Source organism: Pseudomonas sp. ASL9 (assembly GCF_056680335.1).
The window spans coordinates 3,406,431-3,427,102 of record NZ_CM155277.1 but is presented as its reverse complement, the minus strand read 5'-3'; the positions used below and the strand labels follow the sequence as shown (position 1 = coordinate 3,427,102).

Annotated in this window: 20 protein-coding genes; 9 read left to right on the top strand and 11 right to left on the bottom strand. The window is 59.0% G+C overall.

All coding sequences use genetic code 11. From position 1 onward, the window contains the following. Nucleotides 1–16: 16 nt before the first annotated feature. The 6 genes from pqqA (at nt 17) to AC1ME2_RS15760 (ending at nt 5,283) form a co-directional block, all read left to right on the top strand. Nucleotides 17–88, top strand: coding sequence for a pyrroloquinoline quinone precursor peptide PqqA (gene pqqA / locus AC1ME2_RS15785; RefSeq protein WP_008365141.1), 72 nt, complete (start codon nt 17–19; stop codon nt 86–88). A 93-nt stretch (nt 89–181) separates the two neighbouring features. Continuing rightward, entirely contained in the window at nt 182–1,093 is a 912-nt protein-coding gene (gene pqqB, locus AC1ME2_RS15780) for a pyrroloquinoline quinone biosynthesis protein PqqB (protein ID WP_480435114.1), read from the top strand. A gap of 226 nt (nt 1,094–1,319) precedes the next feature. Next, a complete protein-coding gene (gene pqqC, locus AC1ME2_RS15775) occupies nt 1,320–2,075 on the top strand; it encodes a pyrroloquinoline-quinone synthase PqqC (RefSeq protein ID WP_480435112.1) in 756 nt (251 codons plus the stop codon). Then, nucleotides 2,072–2,347 (top strand): pyrroloquinoline quinone biosynthesis peptide chaperone PqqD, encoded by a 276-nt coding sequence (pqqD, locus tag AC1ME2_RS15770; RefSeq protein WP_480435111.1) that lies wholly within the window; start codon nt 2,072–2,074, stop codon nt 2,345–2,347. The genes pqqC and pqqD overlap by 4 nt, the downstream gene beginning before the upstream one ends. After that, complete coding sequence (gene pqqE / locus AC1ME2_RS15765) at nt 2,319–3,491, top strand: pyrroloquinoline quinone biosynthesis protein PqqE (RefSeq protein WP_480435109.1); 1,173 nt, start codon at nt 2,319–2,321, stop codon at nt 3,489–3,491. Before pqqD ends, pqqE begins: the two co-directional genes overlap by 29 nt. Further along, on the top strand, nt 3,457–5,283 hold the full coding sequence (locus AC1ME2_RS15760; RefSeq protein ID WP_480435108.1) for a S9 family peptidase: 1,827 nt from the start codon (nt 3,457–3,459) through the stop codon (nt 5,281–5,283). The genes pqqE and AC1ME2_RS15760 overlap by 35 nt, the downstream gene beginning before the upstream one ends. A 57-nt stretch (nt 5,284–5,340) precedes the next feature. Here AC1ME2_RS15760 and AC1ME2_RS15755 read toward each other — a convergent pair whose 3' ends face one another. Both AC1ME2_RS15755 and AC1ME2_RS15750 read right to left on the bottom strand, forming a co-directional pair. Continuing rightward, nucleotides 5,341–5,949 (bottom strand): aminotransferase class III-fold pyridoxal phosphate-dependent enzyme, encoded by a 609-nt coding sequence (locus tag AC1ME2_RS15755; protein WP_480435106.1) that lies wholly within the window; start codon nt 5,947–5,949, stop codon nt 5,341–5,343. Further along, the gene (locus tag AC1ME2_RS15750; protein WP_480435104.1) at nt 5,946–6,644 is read right to left on the bottom strand and encodes an MOSC domain-containing protein; all 699 of its coding nucleotides are present in this window, start codon (nt 6,642–6,644) and stop codon (nt 5,946–5,948) included. Before AC1ME2_RS15750 ends, AC1ME2_RS15755 begins: the two co-directional genes overlap by 4 nt. A 102-nt stretch (nt 6,645–6,746) precedes the next feature. On the opposite strand from AC1ME2_RS15750, the gene AC1ME2_RS15745 reads away from it, so the two are divergent. Further along, nucleotides 6,747–7,664 carry a LysR family transcriptional regulator gene (locus AC1ME2_RS15745; RefSeq protein WP_480435102.1) on the top strand — a complete coding sequence of 306 codons (918 nt, stop codon included), beginning with the start codon at nt 6,747–6,749 and terminating at the stop codon, nt 7,662–7,664. A gap of 262 nt (nt 7,665–7,926) precedes the next feature. Here AC1ME2_RS15745 and AC1ME2_RS15740 read toward each other — a convergent pair whose 3' ends face one another. From AC1ME2_RS15740 to bioB, 9 genes are all read right to left on the bottom strand, one after another. Further along, on the bottom strand, nt 7,927–9,705 hold the full coding sequence (locus tag AC1ME2_RS15740; protein WP_480435100.1) for an acyl-CoA dehydrogenase C-terminal domain-containing protein: 1,779 nt from the start codon (nt 9,703–9,705) through the stop codon (nt 7,927–7,929). A 129-nt stretch (nt 9,706–9,834) separates the two neighbouring features. Next, on the bottom strand, nt 9,835–11,124 hold the full coding sequence (locus AC1ME2_RS15735; RefSeq protein ID WP_480435099.1) for a GGDEF domain-containing protein: 1,290 nt from the start codon (nt 11,122–11,124) through the stop codon (nt 9,835–9,837). 335 nt (nt 11,125–11,459) lie between these two features. Further along, nucleotides 11,460–13,265, bottom strand: a complete 1,806-nt coding sequence (locus tag AC1ME2_RS15730) for a phenylacyl-CoA dehydrogenase (protein ID WP_480435097.1) — start codon at nt 13,263–13,265, stop codon at nt 11,460–11,462. Between the two features lie 323 nt (nt 13,266–13,588). Continuing rightward, nucleotides 13,589–13,885 carry a pyrroloquinoline quinone biosynthesis protein PqqE gene (locus AC1ME2_RS15725; RefSeq protein WP_480435095.1) on the bottom strand — a complete coding sequence of 99 codons (297 nt, stop codon included), beginning with the start codon at nt 13,883–13,885 and terminating at the stop codon, nt 13,589–13,591. Nucleotides 13,886–14,115: 230 nt separating this feature from the next. Continuing rightward, the gene (gene bioD / locus AC1ME2_RS15720) at nt 14,116–14,796 is read right to left on the bottom strand and encodes a dethiobiotin synthase (RefSeq protein ID WP_480435093.1); all 681 of its coding nucleotides are present in this window, start codon (nt 14,794–14,796) and stop codon (nt 14,116–14,118) included. A gap of 15 nt (nt 14,797–14,811) precedes the next feature. Continuing rightward, nucleotides 14,812–15,651: a malonyl-ACP O-methyltransferase BioC gene (gene bioC / locus AC1ME2_RS15715; RefSeq protein WP_480435091.1), complete on the bottom strand. Its 840-nt coding sequence runs from the start codon at nt 15,649–15,651 to the stop codon at nt 14,812–14,814. Then, on the bottom strand, nt 15,644–16,390 hold the full coding sequence (locus tag AC1ME2_RS15710) for an alpha/beta fold hydrolase (protein ID WP_480435089.1): 747 nt from the start codon (nt 16,388–16,390) through the stop codon (nt 15,644–15,646). Before AC1ME2_RS15710 ends, bioC begins: the two co-directional genes overlap by 8 nt. Further along, entirely contained in the window at nt 16,383–17,573 is a 1,191-nt protein-coding gene (bioF, locus tag AC1ME2_RS15705; RefSeq protein WP_480435088.1) for an 8-amino-7-oxononanoate synthase, read from the bottom strand. The genes AC1ME2_RS15710 and bioF overlap by 8 nt, the downstream gene beginning before the upstream one ends. Nucleotides 17,574–17,637: 64 nt before the next feature. After that, nucleotides 17,638–18,696: a biotin synthase BioB gene (gene bioB / locus AC1ME2_RS15700; protein WP_480435086.1), complete on the bottom strand. Its 1,059-nt coding sequence runs from the start codon at nt 18,694–18,696 to the stop codon at nt 17,638–17,640. Nucleotides 18,697–18,799: 103 nt separating this feature from the next. Here bioB and AC1ME2_RS15695 point away from each other — a divergent pair, with 103 nt between their 5' ends. Then, complete coding sequence (locus AC1ME2_RS15695; RefSeq protein ID WP_480435084.1) at nt 18,800–19,534, top strand: double zinc ribbon domain-containing protein; 735 nt, start codon at nt 18,800–18,802, stop codon at nt 19,532–19,534. A 295-nt stretch (nt 19,535–19,829) separates the two neighbouring features. After that, nucleotides 19,830–20,594, top strand: a complete 765-nt coding sequence (locus AC1ME2_RS15690; RefSeq protein ID WP_480435082.1) for a TOBE domain-containing protein — start codon at nt 19,830–19,832, stop codon at nt 20,592–20,594. Nucleotides 20,595–20,672: the final 78 nt, after the last annotated feature.

The window sequence follows — 20,672 nt, the reverse complement described above, 5'->3', positions numbered from 1 at the left end:
CCTAAAGGAGTCTTTTATGTGGACTAAACCTGCTTACACTGATCTGCGAATCGGCTTTGAAGTCACCATGTACTTCGCAAGCCGTTAATGCTGACGCGGTGTAACGCCTCGGCTCGCCGGGGCGTTTTTATGTGTAGAGCCCTTTAAATCCAGATTTCGGACCTCGCATGGTGGAGCTGATATGTACATCCAGATTCTAGGTTCCGCCGCTGGCGGTGGTTTTCCCCAGTGGAACTGCAACTGCGCCAACTGCGCGGGTTTTCGCGACGGTAGCCTGCGGGCTGTGGCGCGCACTCAATCCTCCATCGCCCTGTCGGACGATGGCGTGCACTGGGTGTTGTGCAACGCCTCGCCCGACATTCGCGCACAACTGCAAAGCTTCGCGCCCATGCAGCCGGGCCGGGCCCTGCGCGACACCGGCATCAGTGCCATTATTTTGATAGACAGCCAGATCGACCACACCACTGGCCTGCTCAGCCTGCGCGAAGGCTGCCCGCATGAGGTCTGGTGCACAGACATGGTTCACGAAGACCTGAGCAGCGGCTTCCCGCTGTTCCCCATGCTGACCCATTGGAACGGCGGCCTTAACTGGAACCGCATCGAGCTTGAGGGCAGCTTCGTCATCCCCGCCTGCCCAAACCTGCGCTTCACCCCGTTCCCGCTGCGCAGTGCCGCCCCACCCTACTCGCCGCACCGCTTCGACCCGCATCCAGGCGACAACATTGGCCTGATCGTCGAAGACCTGAAAACTGGCGGCAAGCTGTTCTATGCGCCAGGCCTGGGCAAAATCGATGACTCATTGATGCAGAAAATGCGCACTGCCGACTGCCTGCTGGTGGACGGGACGATGTGGGACGACGACGAAATGCTGCGCCGTGGCGTCGGCACGCGCAGGGGTCTTGAAATGGGCCATCTGCCGCAGAACGGCCCTGGCGGCATGCTCGAAATCCTGGAGCAACTGCCAGACCAGCGCAAAGTGCTTATCCACATCAACAACACCAATCCGATCCTTGACGAGGATTCCCCCGAGCGCGCCGAGCTGACCTGGCGCAATGTCGAAGTTTCTTACGACGGCATGAGTATCGAGCTTTAGGAGCGCTATCGCGCAGCAAACTGGGTCCTGTAGGAGCTGCCGAAGGCTGCGATAAGGTCGGTACGACCTTCAGCGGTGTCAAGAAAGCGACCGGTTCCGTCGGACGCGACCCCGGGGCGATCGCAGCCTTCGGCAGCTCCTACAGGGGATCAGCGTTTGGCTGAAAATTTAATAACATTTATATTTTATTTTTCAATCACTTACAGGTTGTTTGATAGGAGCCAACATGAGCGACGCCACTGTGCTGTCCCCCGCTGAATTCGAAAAGGCCCTGCGCGCCAAGGGTGCGTATTACCACATCCATCACCCGTTCCACGTGGCGATGTACGAAGGCCGTTCGACCCGTGAGCAGATTCAGGGTTGGGTAGCCAACCGCTTCTATTATCAGGTGAATATACCGATCAAAGATGCCGCGATTCTGGCCAACTGCCCGGACCGTGAAGTGCGCCGCGAGTGGATTCAGCGCTTGCTCGATCACGACGGTGCGCCGGGTGAAGACGGCGGCATCGAAGCCTGGCTGCGTCTGGGTCAGGCGGTGGGGCTGGACCCTGATCAGTTGCGTTCGCAGGAATTGGTCCTGCCCGGCGTAAGATTTGCCGTCGACGCCTACGTCAACTTCGCTCGTCGCGCCAATTGGCAGGAAGCAGCCAGCAGTTCGTTGACCGAACTGTTCGCGCCGCAGATCCACCAGTCGCGTCTGGACAGCTGGCCGCAGCACTATCCGTGGATCGATCCAACCGGTTACGGGTATTTCCGTACCCGCCTAAGCCAGGCCCGGCGCGACGTGGAACACGGGATGGCGATCACCCTGAAGCACTACACCACCGCTGAAGGCCAGCAGCGCATGCTGGAAATTTTGCAGTTCAAACTGGACATACTTTGGAGCATGCTCGATGCCATGAGCATGGCCTACGAGCTGAATCGGCCGCCGTACCATAGCGTGACCGACCAACGCGTCTGGCATAAGGGAATAGCGCTATGAGCTTCGATCAACAACTGACGCCACGCTGGCGCCAGGGTTATCGCTTTCAGTTTGAGCCTGCGCAACACGGTCATGTGCTGCTGTACCCGGAAGGCATGATCAAACTCAATGAAAGCGCCAGCGCCATCGGAGGCCTGATCGATGGCGAGCGCAGCGTCGCGGTGATTATCGAGACGCTTGCTCAACAGTTCCCAGGCTTTCCCGAACTCGGCGCCGACGTCGAGCAGTTTATGGAGGTCGCTCGTGCCGAACACTGGATCGAACTCGTCTGAATTGACGCAGCAACTACCACCTAAACCTGAAACCGGTTTGCCTTTATGGTTACTGGCCGAGCTGACCTACCGTTGCCCGCTGCAATGCCCTTACTGCTCCAACCCGCTGGATTTCGCCGCGCAAGGGCAGGAGCTGACCACTGAAGAGTGGTTTAAGGTGTTCCGTGAAGCGCGGGAGATGGGCGCGGCGCAGCTCGGTTTTTCCGGCGGCGAACCGCTGGTGCGTCAGGACTTGGCAGAGCTGATCGCCGAAGCGCGTCGGCTGGGTTTTTACACCAACCTGATTACGTCCGGCATCGGCCTGACCGAGCAGAAAATTGCTGACTTCAAGAAAGCCGGGCTGGACCATATCCAGATCAGCTTCCAGGCCAGCGACGAGCAAGTGAACAACCTGCTGGCCGGCTCGAAAAAAGCCTTTGCGCAGAAGCTGGAGATGGCCCGCGCGGTGAAAGCCCACGGCTACCCGATGGTGCTCAACTTTGTCACCCACCGGCACAACATCGACAAGATCGATCGCATCATCGAGCTGTGCATTGCCCTGGAAGCAGACTTCGTCGAGCTCGCCACCTGCCAGTTCTATGGCTGGGCGCTGCTCAACCGCGCCGGCCTGTTGCCGACCCGTGAGCAACTGGTGCGTGCCGAGCGCGTTACCAACGAATACCGGGCCAAACTGGCGGCAGAAAATCATCCGTGCAAACTGATTTTCGTCACCCCGGATTACTACGAAGAGCGCCCGAAAGCCTGCATGAATGGCTGGGGCAGTATCTTCCTCACTGTGACCCCGGACGGCACCGCCCTGCCGTGTCATGGCGCGCGGCAGATGCCGGTGCAGTTCCCCAATGTGCGCGATCACAGCATGCAGCACATCTGGTACGACTCGTTCGGCTTCAATCGCTTCCGTGGTTATGACTGGATGCCTGAGCCCTGCCGCTCTTGCGATGAGAAGGAAAAAGACTTCGGTGGGTGCCGTTGTCAGGCCTTCATGCTCACCGGCGATGCCAGCAATGCCGACCCGGTCTGTAGCAAATCGGAGCATCACGGGATGATTATTCAGGCCCGCGAAGAAGCCGAGTATGCTACCCAGACCATTGAGCAGTTGGCTTTCCGCAATGAACGCAATTCACGCCTTATCATCAAATCCTGAGCCCTTCAGTGCCGCGCAGGCCGTAGCCGCAGGGGTTGATTTCGCAGAACTGGCGGTCAGCCCCGCCGGTTTGTTCTGGAACGAATACCGACCTGAAGATACCGCCTGCCGCATCTGGCGCTGGCATCAGGGCCAGACACACTGCCTGACGCCAGACGGTTTCAGCGTGCTCAGTCGGGTCTATGAATATGGCGGTGGTTCGTTCTGCCTGACCGACGATGCCGTGGTGTTCGTCAACGAGGCCGATCAGCAACTCTACCGCCAGCGGTTCGACGCCAGCGTCCCTGAGCGGCTGAGCCGTGGCAACAAGCGTTACGGCGATGTGCGCTTTGCCAACGGCCAGATTCTGGCCGTGGAAGAAGATCACGACACCCATCGTTTGGTCGCCCTCGATATCGCGGGCGGCCAACGCCATCTGCTGGCTGAAGGCGCGGATTTTTATGCCGCACCGACCCTTAGCCCGAACGGTCAGCGCCTGGCCTGGATCGAGTGGCAACGCCCGCATCAACCCTGGACCTCGACCCGACTGATGTGCGCTGAACGCCAGGCCGATGGCAACTGGGGTCCGGCGCGTTGTGTCGCCGGCAATACCACCGAGGAATCACTGCAACAACCGCGCTTCGACGCCCACGACCGCCTGTTTTGCCTGACCGATCACAATGGGTTCTGGCAACCGTGGGGCGAGACTTCTACGGGTCTGGCGGCGCTGCCCGCCGCGAAAGCCGATCATTCACCCGCACCTTGGCAATTGGGGGGTAGCACTTGGTTGCCGCTGAGTAAAAGCGACTATCTGGCGAGCTGGTCCGAAGAGGGTTTTGGCAAGCTGGGTCTGTGTCATGCCGACGGCACGGTGGAGGATTTCACCGGCGATTACAGCCGTTTCCGTAGCCTGGCCGTGGATGAGCACTTTATTTACTGCATTGCGGCCTCTGCGATCAGCCCTGCAGCAGTTCTGGCCATCCGGCGCAAAGACCATCACGTTCAGGTCGTCGCCGGTGGCGTTGCGCCGCTGCCCGCCGAACGTATCAGCCGCCCGCAAGCGCTGCGTTACCCCAGTGGCTCCGGCGAGGCCCATGGCTTTTTCTACCCGGCCATGACGGGTGCGCAAAAACCGCCATTGGTGGTGTTCATTCATGGCGGCCCGACCTCTGCCTGCTATCCGGTCCTCGATCCACGTATCCAATACTGGAGTCAGCGTGGATTTGCCGTCGCCGACATTAACTATCGTGGCAGTACCGGTTATGGCCGTGCCTATCGGCAGAGCCTGCATTTGAACTGGGGCGAAGTAGACGTCGAAGATGCCTGCGCCGTGGTCGCACACCTCGCCGAGCGAGCGCTGATCAACCCGGATCAGGCCTTCATTCGAGGCGGCAGTGCCGGCGGTTACACCACCCTGTGTGCGCTGGCGTTCCGTAGGGTCTTCCGCGCAGGCGCGAGTTTGTATGGCGTCAGCGATCCGGCTGCTCTGGGCCGTATGACGCACAAGTTCGAGGGCGATTACCTGGATTGGCTACTGGGCGACCCAGAGAAAGACATCGAGCGCTACCGGGCCCGTACGCCGCTGTTGCACGCCAGCGAGATCAAGGTGCCAGTGATCTTCTTTCAGGGAGAAATGGACGCCGTGGTGGTGCCCGCGCAAACCCGCGACATGCTTAACGCCCTGCTGGACAACGGCATCCCCGCCGAAGCCCACTTCTACCTCGACGAGCGCCATGGTTTCCGCAATGCCGCAAACCTGGCCCATGCACTGGAAGAGGAATGGCGGTTTTATCGGAAAGTGATGGAAGGCTAAAATCACATTCCCAGGGGAGACTTGCTTGCCGAAGGCCGCACCACGGTTTCGGATCAATCAAGCCGCAACGACATCCCGGCACTCAGGGTTTGCGGCGGTCGAGCGCGCCAATACCGCAGCCAAGGGCCTGTTGCCTTCCACACCACTGCCCAGGACGAGGATGTCGGCGCGAATCCCGCAACGTTCTTCACACAGCAGCGTTTCGCGACGACCCATGCCCGTTCGGGTTTCATCAAGAATCAACAGGATCTTCAACTCGCGACACAGCTGGGCAACGCCCTGAAAGTACGCGCAGGTCGAGGTCAGGCTTTCATGGCTGTCGCGAATCGGCTCCAGAATGATCGCAACAGTTTGCGCATCGACAGCCGCATGTAACGCCGCCAGATCATTGAATGGAACGTTGACGGCATTCGGTCTGCTGCTGCCCGACGAAATGATCCCAAGGGCACCATGGCGATGCTGTCGGCCCCAGGTACTCGTCAGCCTGATCGCTACCTCGCGGGCCTCAGTGGCGGTATCGACGATGTGTACCTGATCACTGGCGGTACTGCAGCGCAGACGATCGCACAGGCTTAGCCCCGCGTACGCATCAGCGGTTTCAAGTTCCAGTTCGTCACCAACGTCCGTCGGCTCCCGACGGCCAAACAACAGCTTGAACACGCTCATGCCCGTAGCCCTTCCGGCGGCAACCCCAGCAGGCGGTCAGACCAATCTTCGACGCGCCCGGTGCGCAAGCGCTTGAGCGCGACATCGCGCCAGCGTGACGAGAGCGCCGTGCAATCCACCAGTTTTTTCAGACCCGCATGCTCCAGCGGCTCCATGTAAAAACTGCGCAACGCCCAGGCCACGGTCAAGCCGGGACACGTGCGCTGGACCAGCTCGAACGGATCGTTTTCACTGACAAAACCGGGCTTCAGCACTCGGTAAAACCAGCCACAGCGACCACTGTCCTGCGCCTCTTGTGGCATATCTTCCAGACCCCAGCGCTGGCTCAAGCGATAACACGGCGAGCGTGGCTGACTGATCTGCAGCAACGCCCCGCCCCAGCGGAACATGTCGCCCAGACAGGCGTGCTCCTCGGTCAAGCCAAGGGTGGAGAGGTTTTCGCCGAACGCAGGGGCACTCCAGTCGATATGCGGGTAAAGCTTACGCCAGTAGGCATAGTGTTCGGCGGGATAGTGATGCAGGGCACGTTCGGGCCCGGTATGAAAGCGCGGGTCACCATGCTCATCACATCCCAGGCCTTGTGGCCAGAGCCAAGTTCGGCGTTCGAGCCGTTGCTTGTCGATATCAATGACCAATCCATGACCAAGGTTTTTTGCTTTCCCTATGTAAACACCTTCGACATATACGCTATTCATCGAAATTTCTGGCCCTGCAAGCCTTATGGAATGCGGGTAGACTAGGCTTCCTCGGGGCTCACAGCCATTTCGATTTCCCAGCACTTTCGATAAGATTTACTTATGGATTTTCGGCAGCTGCGGTATTTTGTCGCTGTATATGAGGAAGGCCACGTCGGACGTGCTGCCGAGCGACTTTCGCTGTCGCAACCGGCGCTTTCGCAGCAGATTCGTCAGCTCGAACACACGCTGGATGTGAGCCTGTTCGAACGCACTAGCAAGCGCCTGGTGCCGACCCTGGCCGCACACACGCTGTACAACCACGCCCTGCCTTTGCTCGACGGCATGCAACGTGCGCGCGATGCGATGCGCAATTTCAAAGGGCAGTCGGTAAACACCTTGGCAATCGGTGTGCTGCAAACCGTGCTCAGTGTAGTGCCACAGTTGCTGGAGCGCCTGCGCAAGGCTCAGCCACAGCTCGTGGTGCAAATCTATGAGTTGTCAGGACTGGAAATCGAACGGCGGCTACTCAATGGCGCACTGGATATCGGCATCAGTTTTTTGCCCGTCCATCAAGCGGGCCTGCATAGCCTGCTGCTCTATGAAGATGAGTTACAGCTGGTCATCCCCGCCGACCACCCCTTGCGCGAATTCAAGAAAGTGTCTGTAAGTCAGGCGGCAGAGCTGCCGATGCTGTTGTTGGGCGAGGAATATCAGGTTCGGCAAATCTGGCAGGCACAACTGGCCAACCTGGGACGCAGGCCGCATGTACAGGCAGAACTCAATAGCATGACGGGCATACTCGATAGCCTGCTCAATACCACACTGGCAACGGTATTACCGGGACGGGTACAACGGATTCAGGAGAACGCTGCCCTGCTGTGGAAACCTCTCGCCGAGCCACGGGTGCCGCTCAAGGTCGGGCTGGTCTATCGCGATGTGCACCGGCAGCAACCCACGTTGGAACTGCTGCGGTCATTGTTGGAGGAAACGGTGAATGGACCTCCCGGCATACCGGCGCAGCGGGATGTATTGAACTGACATCGCGCAGGCGTGCAACGTCAAATCGCGCACACAAAGAAAACCCCGCCGAAGCGGGGCTTTGCAGACTGTTTCCCTGACATCCTTTTCGCCCCGCCATCCTGGCAGGAATCCCTACGTGTCCGTGTTGTGTTTTATGCGCTTCCTGCGCTACGTCCATGTGAAGTAGATTAGCTTTGGATCCACATAAGCGATAGGGGGCAAATAGCAGCACGTCATGTAAGCAAATGCTTACACGACGTCAGACCTGTCCGACCCAAAATCAAAACTGCGAAGCGTCCAGCAGGAACAACGTTTCGCTGCCGGCCTTGACCGACGCGCTCAAGGAATGAATACGCGGCAGCAGACGGGCAAAGTAGAAACGCGCAGTCCCCAGTTTGCTGGCGTAGAAATCTTCCTGGGTTTCTTTACCCAACGCCGCCTTGGCCATCAAGGCCCACATATAGGCGTAGGCGGTATAGCCGAAAGCGTGCAGGTACTCGACCGACGCGGCGCCGATTTCGTTGGGGTTGTCTTTGGACCGGTCCAGTACCCAGTGGGTAAGTTCGTCGAGGGTATCGAGTGCCGCGTTCAACGGTTTGGTGAACTCAGCCAGCTCGCTACCAGCGCTGGCGGTGAACTGGCGAATTTCGTCCGCGAACAACGTGTAGTACACACCCCCGTTGCCTACGATTTTGCGCCCAACCAGGTCCAGCGCCTGAATACCATTGGTGCCCTCGTAGATCTGGGTGATTCGCACGTCACGCACCAGTTGCTCCTGACCCCACTCACGAATGAAGCCATGGCCGCCGAATACTTGCTGGCCATGCACGGTGGTTTCCAGCCCAAGGTCGGTCAAAAAGGCCTTGGCCACCGGGGTCAGCAGCGCCACCAGATCATCAGCACGCTTACGCGCGGTAGCGTCTTCGCTGAATTTGGCGATGTCCAGCTGCATGGCCACGTAAGTGGAGAACGCACGACCGCCTTCGTTGGAGGCTTTCATGGTCAACAGCATGCGGCGTACATCAGGGTGGACAATGATCGGGTCGGCGATTTTGTCCTTGGACTGCGCACCGGTCGGCGAGCGGCTTTGCAGGCGGTCGCGAGCATACTCGATAGCGTTCTGGTAGGAACGCTCACCGGAGGCCAGGCCCTGGATACCCACACCCAGACGCTCGTAGTTCATCATGGTGAACATGGCCGCCAGGCCTTTGTTGGGCTCACCAACGAGATAGCCTATCGCCTCATCGAAGTTCATCACGCAGGTAGCGGACGCCTGAATGCCCATCTTGTGCTCGATGGAGCCACAGTTGACCGGGTTACGCTCACCCAGACTGCCGTCGGCATTGACCATGAACTTGGGCACCAGAAACAGCGAAATGCCTTTCGGGCCGGCCGGTGCATCTGGCAGTTTGGCCAGCACCAAATGAATGATGTTTTCAGTCAGGTCGTGCTCGCCACCGGTGATGAAAATCTTGGTGCCGCTAATTTTGTAAGAGCCATCTGCCTGGGGGTCGGCCTTGGTGCGGATGATCCCCAGATCTGTGCCGGCATGAGACTCGGTCAGGCACATGGAGCCTGCCCAGACGCCAGCGTACATATTGGGCAGATAAGTAGCCTTGAGCGCTTCGCTGGCATGGGTGTTGATCGAGACACACGCACCTGATGTCAGCATCGGATACAAACCGAACGCCAGGCTTGAGGAGTTGATCATTTCTTCGACCTGAGCCGACACCACTTTGGGCATGCCCATACCGCCGAACGCCGGGTCACCGCCTACACCCACCCAGCCACCGTCGGCATAAGTCTGATAGGCCTGCAGGAACCCGGCAGGTGTGGTCACGACGCCGTCGTTCCAGCGGCAACCCTCTTCATCGCCGCTACGGCTGAGCGGCGCGATGCTTTTGCTGGTGACTTTGCCCGCCTCTTCGAGAATGGCTTCTACCGTGTCGGCATCCACTGTTTCAGCCAATGCCGGCAGCTGAGCCCAGAGCGTGGCAACGTCGAAAACTTCATTAAGGACGAAACGCATATCGCGCAAGGGCGCTTTATAGTCAGCCATGGCAAACCTCGCAAAAATTGAGTCGGTGTAACGAAGACCTCGAGTGTACCCGAACACCATTTGCGACACATAGGGTCACAGCATGACCGATTTGTAATTTTTGGTCACTTGTAAATGCGCCGCCGTAACTCAACCGGCAGCGTTGGCCATCTGCGCCACGACTCGGCGGTTTTGGCCGTGGGACATCACGCAATTGCGCCCCGCACCTTTGGCACTGTAGAGCGCCTGGTCGGAGGACTTGAGGACTTCCTCTGCGGTTCGGTGCTCCACTTGCCGTTCGGCGACGCCGATGCTGACCGTCACCGAAACGCTGGTCGCCTGAGCCCCGCTTCTGCGTTGACGCCCTTGAGTGTCGTCCTGTGGGCGATCCTGATTGCGTAAATGGATGCCGTAGGTGGCGATGGATTCGCGGACCGCTTCCAGATGCGGCAGGCATTCTTCCAGCGTCTTGCCCGCGAACACCAGTACAAACTCTTCACCGCCAAAGCGGTAGGCACGCCCGCCCCCAGTGACTTTCGCCAACTTGCTGGCCACTAGGCGCAGCACCTGATCGCCAACGTCATGACCGTGCGTGTCGTTGAATTTCTTGAAGTGATCGACGTCGGCCATCGCCAGCACATAATTGCGCCCCAGTCGCTGCGTGCGCTCGTTGAGCGCACGGCGTCCGGGTAGCCCGGTAAGCTCGTCACGAAAGGCCATTTGATACGCCTCGTGCGCCACAGCGGCGGCAATCATCAGCATCACCTGACTGCACATGATGTTCAGGGTGAAGGGCAAGATGAATGTTTTCGGCAGCGCCCAGAACAGCCCCACCAAACCCACTATCTGCGCTGCGTGCAAAGGACGGGGTTTGCGCAGGTATTGCACCGTCAACAAGACGAAGCACGCGAAAAATACCGGGTACGCCAGCTGAATCAAGCTCATCCAGTTGCCATGCAGGGCCGGCCAGCGAATCTCCGCCAGCCAGTTCAGCAGCGCCTGTGGATAACTTTGCTCCAGCGCCAGGGCGATGCTACCGAAGGCGACCAACACTGCAAAACGCGCAACCAGATCGCGAAACAGATGGGTGCGCTCCTCCCACGCGGCGAACACGCCGAACAGCAGCGGCAGCAACAGGCAGCACAGATGAAAGACCACGGCAGCGTCTGCCCGCACCTTGCCATTGTCGCGGTAGTAGTCGGTCTGGGTGTCGAGCAGGAAGTAGGCAATGTACACGGTGATCATCAAAAACAGCTCGCGCTGGCGTCGATAAACCCCGCAATACGCACCGCCCAGAAGCAGTATCAACGTAGGTAGAACGTTGAACAGCGAGGTGAAAAAGATGCTGAGATCCTTCACATACGCAGCTGAAAGCCCCGCAAGCAGCAACAGCAGCGATGGCAGGAAATGGCTGAAACGTACAGCAGAAAAACGCGGCAAGGGTGATGACTCCTACCCGGCGTGACAATAGAAATATCGACAGATGGCATTGTGCCTGTAGCGCCTGAGTTAATCACTCACATGGCCAAAATACCTGACTCCCCCTCTATTAACGGCAGCAAGCGGGAGAAGTTGATGGCAATAAGCCTTAATCCCTGTGGGAGCAGGCTTGCCTGCGAAGAAATCAACGCGATGTGTCAGGCACTCTGCGTGATGCCATTCGCAGCGGGACGCGTAGTTGCAAGCCTGCGCCCACAGAACCTTCACGTATTACCAGCCAAAAAAAAGCCGCTTCCCCGAATGGAGAAGCGGCTTTTCAGAAACTGCGCGGGGGTTTAGTAACCCAGAGCGAAGTTCTCTTCTTTCATGTCCATCAGGTTGTTTGCACCCGACAGCATGGTGGCAACGTGTGTACGGGTACGCGGCAGGATGCGCTGGAAGTAGAAACGCGCAGTCTGCAGTTTGGCGGTGTAGAACGCTTCTTCGGTCGTACCGGCAGCGATTTTTTCCGCAGCCAGACGTGCCATGTCAGCCCAGAAGTAAGCCAGGCACGCGTAGCCGGAATACATCAGGTAATCCACCGAAGCGGCGCCCACTTCTTCGCGATCTTTCATGGCGGCCATGCCGACCTTCATGGTCAGCTCGCCCCACTCTTTGTTCAGCGCAGCCAATGGCTCGACGAACTCTTTGACCGCTTCGTTGCCTTCGTTGGTCTGGCAGAACTTGTGGACGATCTTGGTGAAGCCCTTGAGCGCCTCGCCTTGAGTCATCAACACTTTACGGCCGAGCAGGTCCAGCGCCTGAATGCCAGTGGTGCCTTCGTACAGCATGGAAATACGGCTGTCGCGAACGTTCTGCTCCATGCCCCACTCGGCGATGAAACCGTGGCCGCCATAGATCTGTACGCCATGGTTAGCGGACTCGAAGCCCACTTCAGTCATGAAGGCCTTGGCAATCGGGGTCATGAACGCCAACAGTGCGTCAGCTTGTTTCTTCTGCTCAGCGTCCTGCCCGTACTTGACGATGTCGACCAGCTTGGCAGTGAAGTACACCATCGCGCGGTTGCCTTCGGCGAAGGCTTTCATGGTCAACAGCATGCGACGTACATCAGGGTGGACGATGATCGGATCAGCGGCTTTATCCGGTGCTTTAGGGCCCGTCAACGAGCGCATCTGCAAGCGATCACGGGCATATTTCAGGCCGCCCTGGAAGCCGATCTCGGCGTGAGACAGACCTTGCAATGCGGTGCCCAAACGCGCGGTGTTCATAAAGGTGAACATGCAGTTCAGGCCTTTGTTCGCCTGGCCGATCAGGAAACCGGTGGCCGCGTCAAAGTTCATCACGCAGGTCGCGTTACCGTGGATACCCATCTTGTGTTCGATGGAGCCACAGGTCACGGCGTTGCGAGCGCCGACGCTGCCGTCAGCGTTTGGCAGAAACTTCGGCACGATGAACAGCGAGATGCCTTTGGTGCCTGCCGGTGCGTCCGGCAGACGCGCCAGTACGATATGGACGATGTTGTCGGCCATGTCGTGTTCGCCGGCAGAAATGAAAATCTTGGTACCGGACACTTTGTAAGAACCGTCAGCCTGAGGCTCGGCTTTGGTACGCAACATGCCCAAATCAGTCCCGCAGTGCGATTCGGTCAGGCACATAGTGCCGGTCCACTCGCCGGAGACCAGCTTGGTCAGGTAAGCCTGCTGCTGTTCTTCGGTACCGTGCTCGGAAATAGTGTTCATCGCGCCATGAGACAGGCCCGGGTACATGCCCCACGACCAGTTGGCTTCGCCAACCATCTCACTGACTGCCAGACCCAGCGACTCAGGCAGGCCTTGGCCGCCATGCGCAACGTCATGGGCCAGACTCGGCCAGCCGCCTTCCACGAATTGTTGATAAGCCTGTTTGAAACCCGATGGGGTTTTCACGCCAGACTCGCTCCAGGTGCAACCTTCAGAGTCGCCGATACGATTCAGCGGAGCCAGCACCTGCTCACAAAACTTGGCGCCTTCCTCAAGAATGGCGTCAACCATGTCTGGAGTAGCGTCCTGGCAAGCCGGCAGGCTTTGATAATGAGCTTCGTAGCCGAGCAGTTCGTCACGAACGAAGCGAATATCACGCAAGGGGGCCTTGTAGTCAGGCATAGCAATGAACCTCTGCTGATGAATTCTGGAATGAATGACCGATCGGTCGCTGTGGGGGTTCCCCCAACCACCGGACAATCTCAAGATGCCTAGCGGTCAAACAGTTGTTTGAAACATACGTTTACCGCCAAACCTTGTCAAGCGCAGTAAACGCGCCATTCATCGCCGAAGGGCTATACGCCACGCACACAAAGGCCCATAGCCAAGGACATACAGGCCGCAAGCCGTGCAATGCCGAGCTGTTCTGAAAAAGAAAGTTTAGTTGAGCATAAAAGAGGTAGAGGTGTATCGCGGTGCGCGAGCGCGCACCGAAAGGGCTGGATTCAAGCGTGGGTATCAATCAGCGTGCCAAGCATTTCATCGGAAGCCTTGGCAACCTTGACCCCGAGTTCTGCCTGGATCTTGCCTGCGGACAGCTCCACCGCACTGGTGGCCAAGTCAGGCTGTCGACTGCGATCAACCGAATTCAGGCGGTCAGCCTGGAAGTTGGAAGACTGGTTATTTGCGGAGGTTTCGACCCCATTTTGGGCGATCTGGCTGGCCGCTTGATCGACACGCGCCTGCCCGCCCTGAATGCTGCTCAGGCCAGAATAAAAAGCAGTGTTTCCGGAGATTTCCATACGTCGAACCCTCAGTTCATAGAGCGAACAGCGGTCATTGAAGCAGACTGAAACCTAAAAGGCCCGACAAAAAGACTAATGGCAATTGGCCGCACGATAGTCAAAGCTCTGCCGTCCATAAAATGGCACACGGCCTTTGCAGAAAATCCCGCGCGGGCCCCTAGCAACCACGGTTTATGTAGGAGATGCCGAAGGCTGCGATAGGCGGCGTGCCCCCCTCAGATCGCAACTTAATCCAGCAACTCCAGATGAAGAAACTCCGCCACCGCTTCAGCCGTCGGCTTTTTCAGCCGAGGCACTCTGCCCAAACACGGCGCCGGCAAGCGCTCGGCCAGGGTGGCGAGGTTTTCCTCTAGGCGTGAGGTCTTGCCATCGATGATATTGGCGACCCAGCCCACCAACTGCAGACCATCCTGAGCGATGGCTTCGGCGGTCAGTAGCGCATGGTTGATGCAACCCAGACGCACACCGACCACCAAAATAACGGGCAATTGCAATGCTTTTGCCAGATCGGACAGGTTGGCCTGGTCCGCCAGCGGTACCCGCCAACCACCCGCCCCTTCAATCAGGGTGAAGTCTGCGCCTTTGCTCAACAAGTAGTGCATGGGTTCCAGCAGTGATTGCACGGTCAATGCCACTCCCGCCTCACGCGCCGCCAAATGAGGAGCGATGGCCGGCTCGAATGCCATTGGGTTTACCTCTTCATACGTCAGCGCCACGGAGCACTCTGCCAGCAACGCCTGTGCATCGGCGTTGCGCAGCCCCTCGGGGCCAACAACGCAGCCCGACGCCACGGGTTTACCCGCCGCCGTGCTCAAGCCTGCCTGGCGGGCGGCATATAGCAGCCCAGCGGCAATGGTGGTTTTGCCGATGTCCGTGTCGGTGCCCGCGATGAAGTACGAACTGCTCATCTCAGTGCCTTCTGTTCAAGGTTTTTCCAACACCGCGTAGACCACTTGGTAAGTGGCCGGCAGCCCTTCGCTCTGGCGAAAATGCTCATACGCGTCGATTAAACCCATTATGCGCGCACGCCCGGTCAAGCCACCGGGGCGGCCAGGGTTTAGATTGTGCGCACCGAGGGCTTTCAGTTCATGAGTCAGGCTGCGCACGTCCGGGTAATGCAAGACATGGGGCTGCACTTCAAGGCTTCGCACCCGCAAGTCGCTGGCCGCGCACAGTTGTTGATAGTCGTCGAACTGGCGGAAGCGATTGACGTGCACCAGCCCGTCCACCGCCTGCCAGCTTTCGCGCAGCTCATATAAGGTGCCCACGCACAGACTGGCAAACGCCAACACGCCACCGGGCCGCAACACTCGATGCGCTTCGCTGAGTACCGCCGCGAAATCCGCGCACCATTGTACCGCGAGGCTGGAGAAAATCAGCCCGCAGCTTTGATCCGCCAGTGGCATGCGCTCCGCATCGCCAGCAATAAAGTAGTGTGCCCCACCCAATGGCTGCGCGTGTCGCAGCATGCCTTCGGCGATGTCCAGCGCGACACCTTCGCTCGGGGCAAAATCTTCGGCCAGGATTCTGCTGAAATAACCGGTGCCGCAGCCCAAGTCCAGCCAGCGCCGCGGATTCAGCTGCGCCGGCAGACGCGCGAGCAATTCGCAGCCCACGGCGCGCTGCAATTCAGCGACGCTGTCGTAACTGGCCGCAGCACGGGAAAAGGAAGCGGCCACCTGACGCTTGTCGGGCAAGGCGCCCGGCAACGTCAAGTGCGGCGTCTCGGGATGCGGCTGTTTGAAAGGAGAGAAATCAGTCATCACCCGACTCATGTAAAAAGGCCTGGATCGCCGCAGCCACTCCGTGGGGGTTTTCCAGTATGAACGCGTGACTGGCCTGTTCGATCAGGCCAACCTCAACATCAGGCAACAAGGTCAGCAAGTCGCTGGCAGCTTCCGCTGGCACCAGCGCATCAAGGCCGCCGAACAGGTGCAATTGTGGTCCGCGATAAGCTTGCAACGCATTCCGTGTATCGAGCTGTGCCAGCAATTTCAAACCATTGAGCAGCGCATCGGGCGGGGTGTGGGGTGCACCGACATACAGCAGACGCGCCAGACCGCGAGGGTCTTCGGCACCTTGCACGCACAACAGGCTAAAGCGCTTGAGCGTGCCCAGAGGATCCCGCCGGCAACCCACAATGAACGCATCGAAGGCCTCCGGTGACATCGCGCTGGGCCAGGCGTCACGCGACACAAAACAGGTATTGCTGGCAAACGTCATCAAGCCGCAGCAACGATCACCGCGCCGCGCCGCCAGTTCCGCCGCCAACATGCCACCCAGCGACCAGCCACCGAGCCAAGCGTTATCCGGAAGGATGGCATCCAGCTCATCGAGCAACTCACTGAGCTCGATGTGGCCAAACGCAGACACATCAAACTCGGGCAGTGGCTCTACTTCGACCCGTAAATGCTCATCCAGACCGCGTAAAGCAGCGGCCAACGGCTCCAGCGGCGAGATCCCAAGCCCCCAACCCGATAGCAATATCAGACGATCACGCATGGCCTGCTTCCACCGATTCGCTTGTGTCGAGCAGCGGGTAACACTGCGCCAGTGCCGTTAACAATAGCTGCACTTGAGCTTGGCTGTGGGCAGCGGACAAGGTCACGCGCAAGCGGGCAGTGCCAGCGGGCACGGTAGGCGGGCGAATTGCGGTCACCAGCAGGCCGCGCTCACGCAGCATCTGCGACAGGCGCAAGGCGCGGCCACTGTCGCCAATCAGAATCGGCTGGATCGGGGTGAAGCTGTCTACCAGTTGCAGACCGATCTGCTCGGCACCGCTACGGAACTGTTGAATCAACCGCGTCAGATGCTCCCGACGCCAATGCTCAGTACGCAGCAGCTCAAGGCTTTTCAGTGTGGCGCAGGCCAGCGCAGGCGGTTGGCTGGTGGTGTAAATGTAGGGCCGGGCGAACTGAATCAAGGTTTCGATCAAATCGTCACTGCCCGCGACAAACGCCCCGGCCGTGCCGAACGCCTTGCCGAGGGTGCCGACCAACACCGGCACGTCCTCCAGGCTCAAGCCGAAATGCTCGACGATCCCGCCCCCGTTGGCGCCCAACGGGCCGAAACCGTGAGCATCATCAACCATCAACCAGGCGCCTTTGGCCTTCGCCGCTTGCGCCAGCGCTGGCAGGTCGGCCAGATCGCCGTCCATGCTGAACACGCCGTCGGTGACCACCAACGTATTGCCGCTGGTTTTCTCCAGGCGCGTGGCGAGGCTGCTCGCGTCGTTGTGCAGGTAACGTGAAAACCGTGCCCCGCTGAGCAAACCGGCATCAAGCAAAGAGGCATGGTTAAGGCGATCTTCCAACACGCTATCGCCCTGCCCGACAAGCGCCGTCACGGCACCCAGGTTGGCCATGTAGCCGTTGGAAAACAGCAAGGCACGAGGACGCCCGGTCAGGTCGGCAAGGGCTTCCTCGAGTTCGTGATGCGGGCTGCTGTGGCCGATCACCAAATGTGAAGCGCCACCGCCCACGCCCCAGCGTTCAGCACCTGCTCGCCAGGCGGCGACCACTTCAGGGTGATTGGCCAGGCCCAGATAATCGTTGCTGCAAAAGGCCAACAAAGGCTGACCGTCGACCACCACTTCAGGGCCTTGCGGGCTTTGTAACAAAGGGCGATGGCGATACAGCTGTTCAGCGCGACGAGCAGCCAGACGCGTGCGGAGATCGAAAGACATGCAGGCTCCGGCATTTAGGGGGAAGAGTCAGGCCGAGCCAGTGAAACCGGCTCGGCGACGTTGATCAGACCGAAGCGGCGTCGTAGAACAGCTCGCTGCTCTTTTGCTCGACCAGCGCTTGCTCGATGGCCGCCTGATGCACTTCGTCAGCGTGCCCTTCGCGCGCTTCGGGAAGGATGCCCAGACGTGCGAACAGCTGCATGTCCTTGTCCGCCTGTGGGTTGGAAGTGGTCAGCAGTTTGTCGCCGTAAAAAATCGAGTTGGCGCCCGCGAAGAAGGCCAGGGCCTGCATTTGTTCGTTCATCGCTTCGCGGCCAGCGGACAGACGCACGTGGGATTGCGGCATGAGGATGCGCGCCACAGCCAACATGCGAATGAAGTCGAACGGGTCGATATCTTCGGCGTTTTCCAGCGGCGTGCCCGCGACTTTGACCAGCATGTTGATCGGCACCGATTCCGGATGCTCAGGCAGGTTAGCCAGCTGAATCAGCAGCCCAGCACGGTCGTCCAGCGTCTCGCCCATACCGAGAATCCCGCCGGAGCAGATTTTCATCCCCGACTCACGGACGAAGGCCAGCGTCTGCAGACGCTCGCCGTAAGTACGGGTGGTGATGATGCTGCCGTAGAACTCCGGCGAGGTGTCCAGGTTGTGGTTGTAGTAATCCAGACCGGCGGTGGCCAGCGCTTGCGTCTGGTCCTGATCGAGACGACCCAGGGTCATGCAGGTTTCCAGGCCCATGGCCTTCACGCCTTTAACCATCTCCAGCACGTAGGGCATGTCTTTGGCCGATGGATGCTTCCAGGCCGCGCCCATGCAAAAGCGTGTCGAGCCAATGGCTTTGGCACGAGCGGCCTCTTCCAGGACTTTCTGCACTTCCATCAACTTTTCTTTTTCCAGCCCGGTGTTGTAGTGGCCGGACTGCGGGCAGTATTTGCAATCTTCCGGGCAGGCGCCCGTCTTGATCGAGAGCAGGGTCGACACCTGCACGCGGTTGGCGTCGAAATGAGCGCGGTGCACGGTCTGCGCCTGAAACAACAGGTCATTGAAAGGCTGTACAAACAGCGCTTTGACCTCGGCTAAAGTCCAGTCGTGACGCAGATTGGCGGTGATGCTGGCGCTCATTGGGCGGCTCCTTGTTTATTCTTTGGCTATTTGCCTGGGCGGTGGGTCAAAACCGAAAGCCCACAGGCGCGACACGGATGTTCGGCATATTTAAGGAAGAGCCATGCGCTGTCAACCACCGAGCACGTTTCAGGTTTACATCTGGTTAAAAAACAAACAATCGTGTTTGTTATGCGACGAAACCACGGACGCGATTTTTCCCATCTGCACCGGCTGTGAAACCGATTTACCCTGGCTTGGCGATCACTGCGAGCGCTGCGCCCTGCCCATGCCGATGGCCGGCTTGACGTGCGGCCAATGCCTGAGGCACCCGCCAGCGTTCAGTGAAGTGGTGGTGCCCTGGCGTTATGACTTCCCCGTCGACAGCCTGGTCACACGGTTCAAGCATCAGGGCAAATGGCCCATGGGTCGCTTGCTCGCTGAATTGCTTGGGCAATCGCTGCACTATCGCTTCGCTGAAGGCCTGCCACGCCCGGATTGCCTGTTGCCGGTGCCGTTGGCCAGCAAACGTCTGCGCCAACGTGGCTACAATCAAGCCGCGATGCTGGCGCGCTGGCTCGGCGCTCAGGTAGACATTCCGACGGACGAGGGCCTGTTGCTCCGGGTACTGGAGACGCCGACTCAGCAAGGACTCGACGCTAAAGCCCGCAAACAAAATCTGCGCAAGGCGTTTGCATTGGCCGACGATGCTCAGATAAAGGGCCGTCATTTCGCAGTGGTCGATGACGTACTGACCACCGGCGCTACCGCCAATGCACTGGCCCGGCTATTGATTGATGCCGGCGCGTGCAGGGTCGATGTCTATTGCCTGGCACGTACGCCAAAGCCTGAGGATTGAGTAGACCGGGCTCTCATCAAACAAAAAATAACGCATTGAAAAATAAAGAATAAATCTTATTAAATTTTCAACCAAACGCTGATCCCCTGTAGGAGCTGCCGAAGGCTGCGATCGACCGGGAACCGGTCGCTTTCTTGAGACCGCTGAAGGTCGTGCCGACCTTATCGCAGCCTTCGGCAGCTCCTACATCGTTTGCTGCGCGACAGCACAGCGTCGAAAACAGGGCGGCGTCTCCTGCATGGGACGACGCCATGAATTGCCTTACACTCCACACCTCACACTAAAGTCCGCCACCATGTCCCTACCCCTCCTTCTGACCCAGCACATGGTCCGCCGCCCGCAGCGTATTGCCCTGCTTCAGCACATTGCCGAACAAGGCTCGATCACGCGCGCTGCGAAAAGCGCAGGCATGAGTTACAAGGCGGCGTGGGACGCCATTGACGAGCTGAACAACCTGGCGAAAGAACCCTTGGTTGTGCGCAGCGTCGGCGGACGTGGCGGTGGTGGCGCGCAGTTGTCGGCAGAGGGCGAGCGCGTGCTACGGCTTTATCAACGTTTGCAAGCGTTGCAGGCGCAAGTGCTCGACACCACCGAACATAACGGTGATCTGGACCTGCTCAGCCGCTTGATGCTGCGTACCAGCGCCCGCAATCAGTTACATGGCCGTGTCGAAACCATCACCCGCCAAGGGCACAACGATCTCATCCGCCTGCAACTGGCTGGCGGCTTGTTCATCGATGCACACATCACCCATGACAGCAGCCTCCGGCTGGAGCTGGAAATCGGCACTGACGTAGTGGCGCTGATCAAGGCCGGCTGGTTGGAGCTGCTCGGTGACGGACAGCCCGTAACATCAGGGCACAATTGCCTGAGCGGTCAGATAGAGGCCATTCTCGACGCAAAAGACAGCCCCAGCGAAGTACGCATTACCCTGTCCAGCGGCCAGACACTTTGCGCTCAGGCAGAACCCGCGCAGCTATTGGCGTTGCAACTGCAAGCCGGAAGCCCGGTACAGGTGCAATTCGCACCCTCCTACGTGTTGCTGGGCACACCTTTGTAGTCAGGGGTTGAGGCTGGCGCCGTCACTGTCCCGACACAATACCTTCATAAGCGCTCATTAAGGTGACTCCCAAACCAC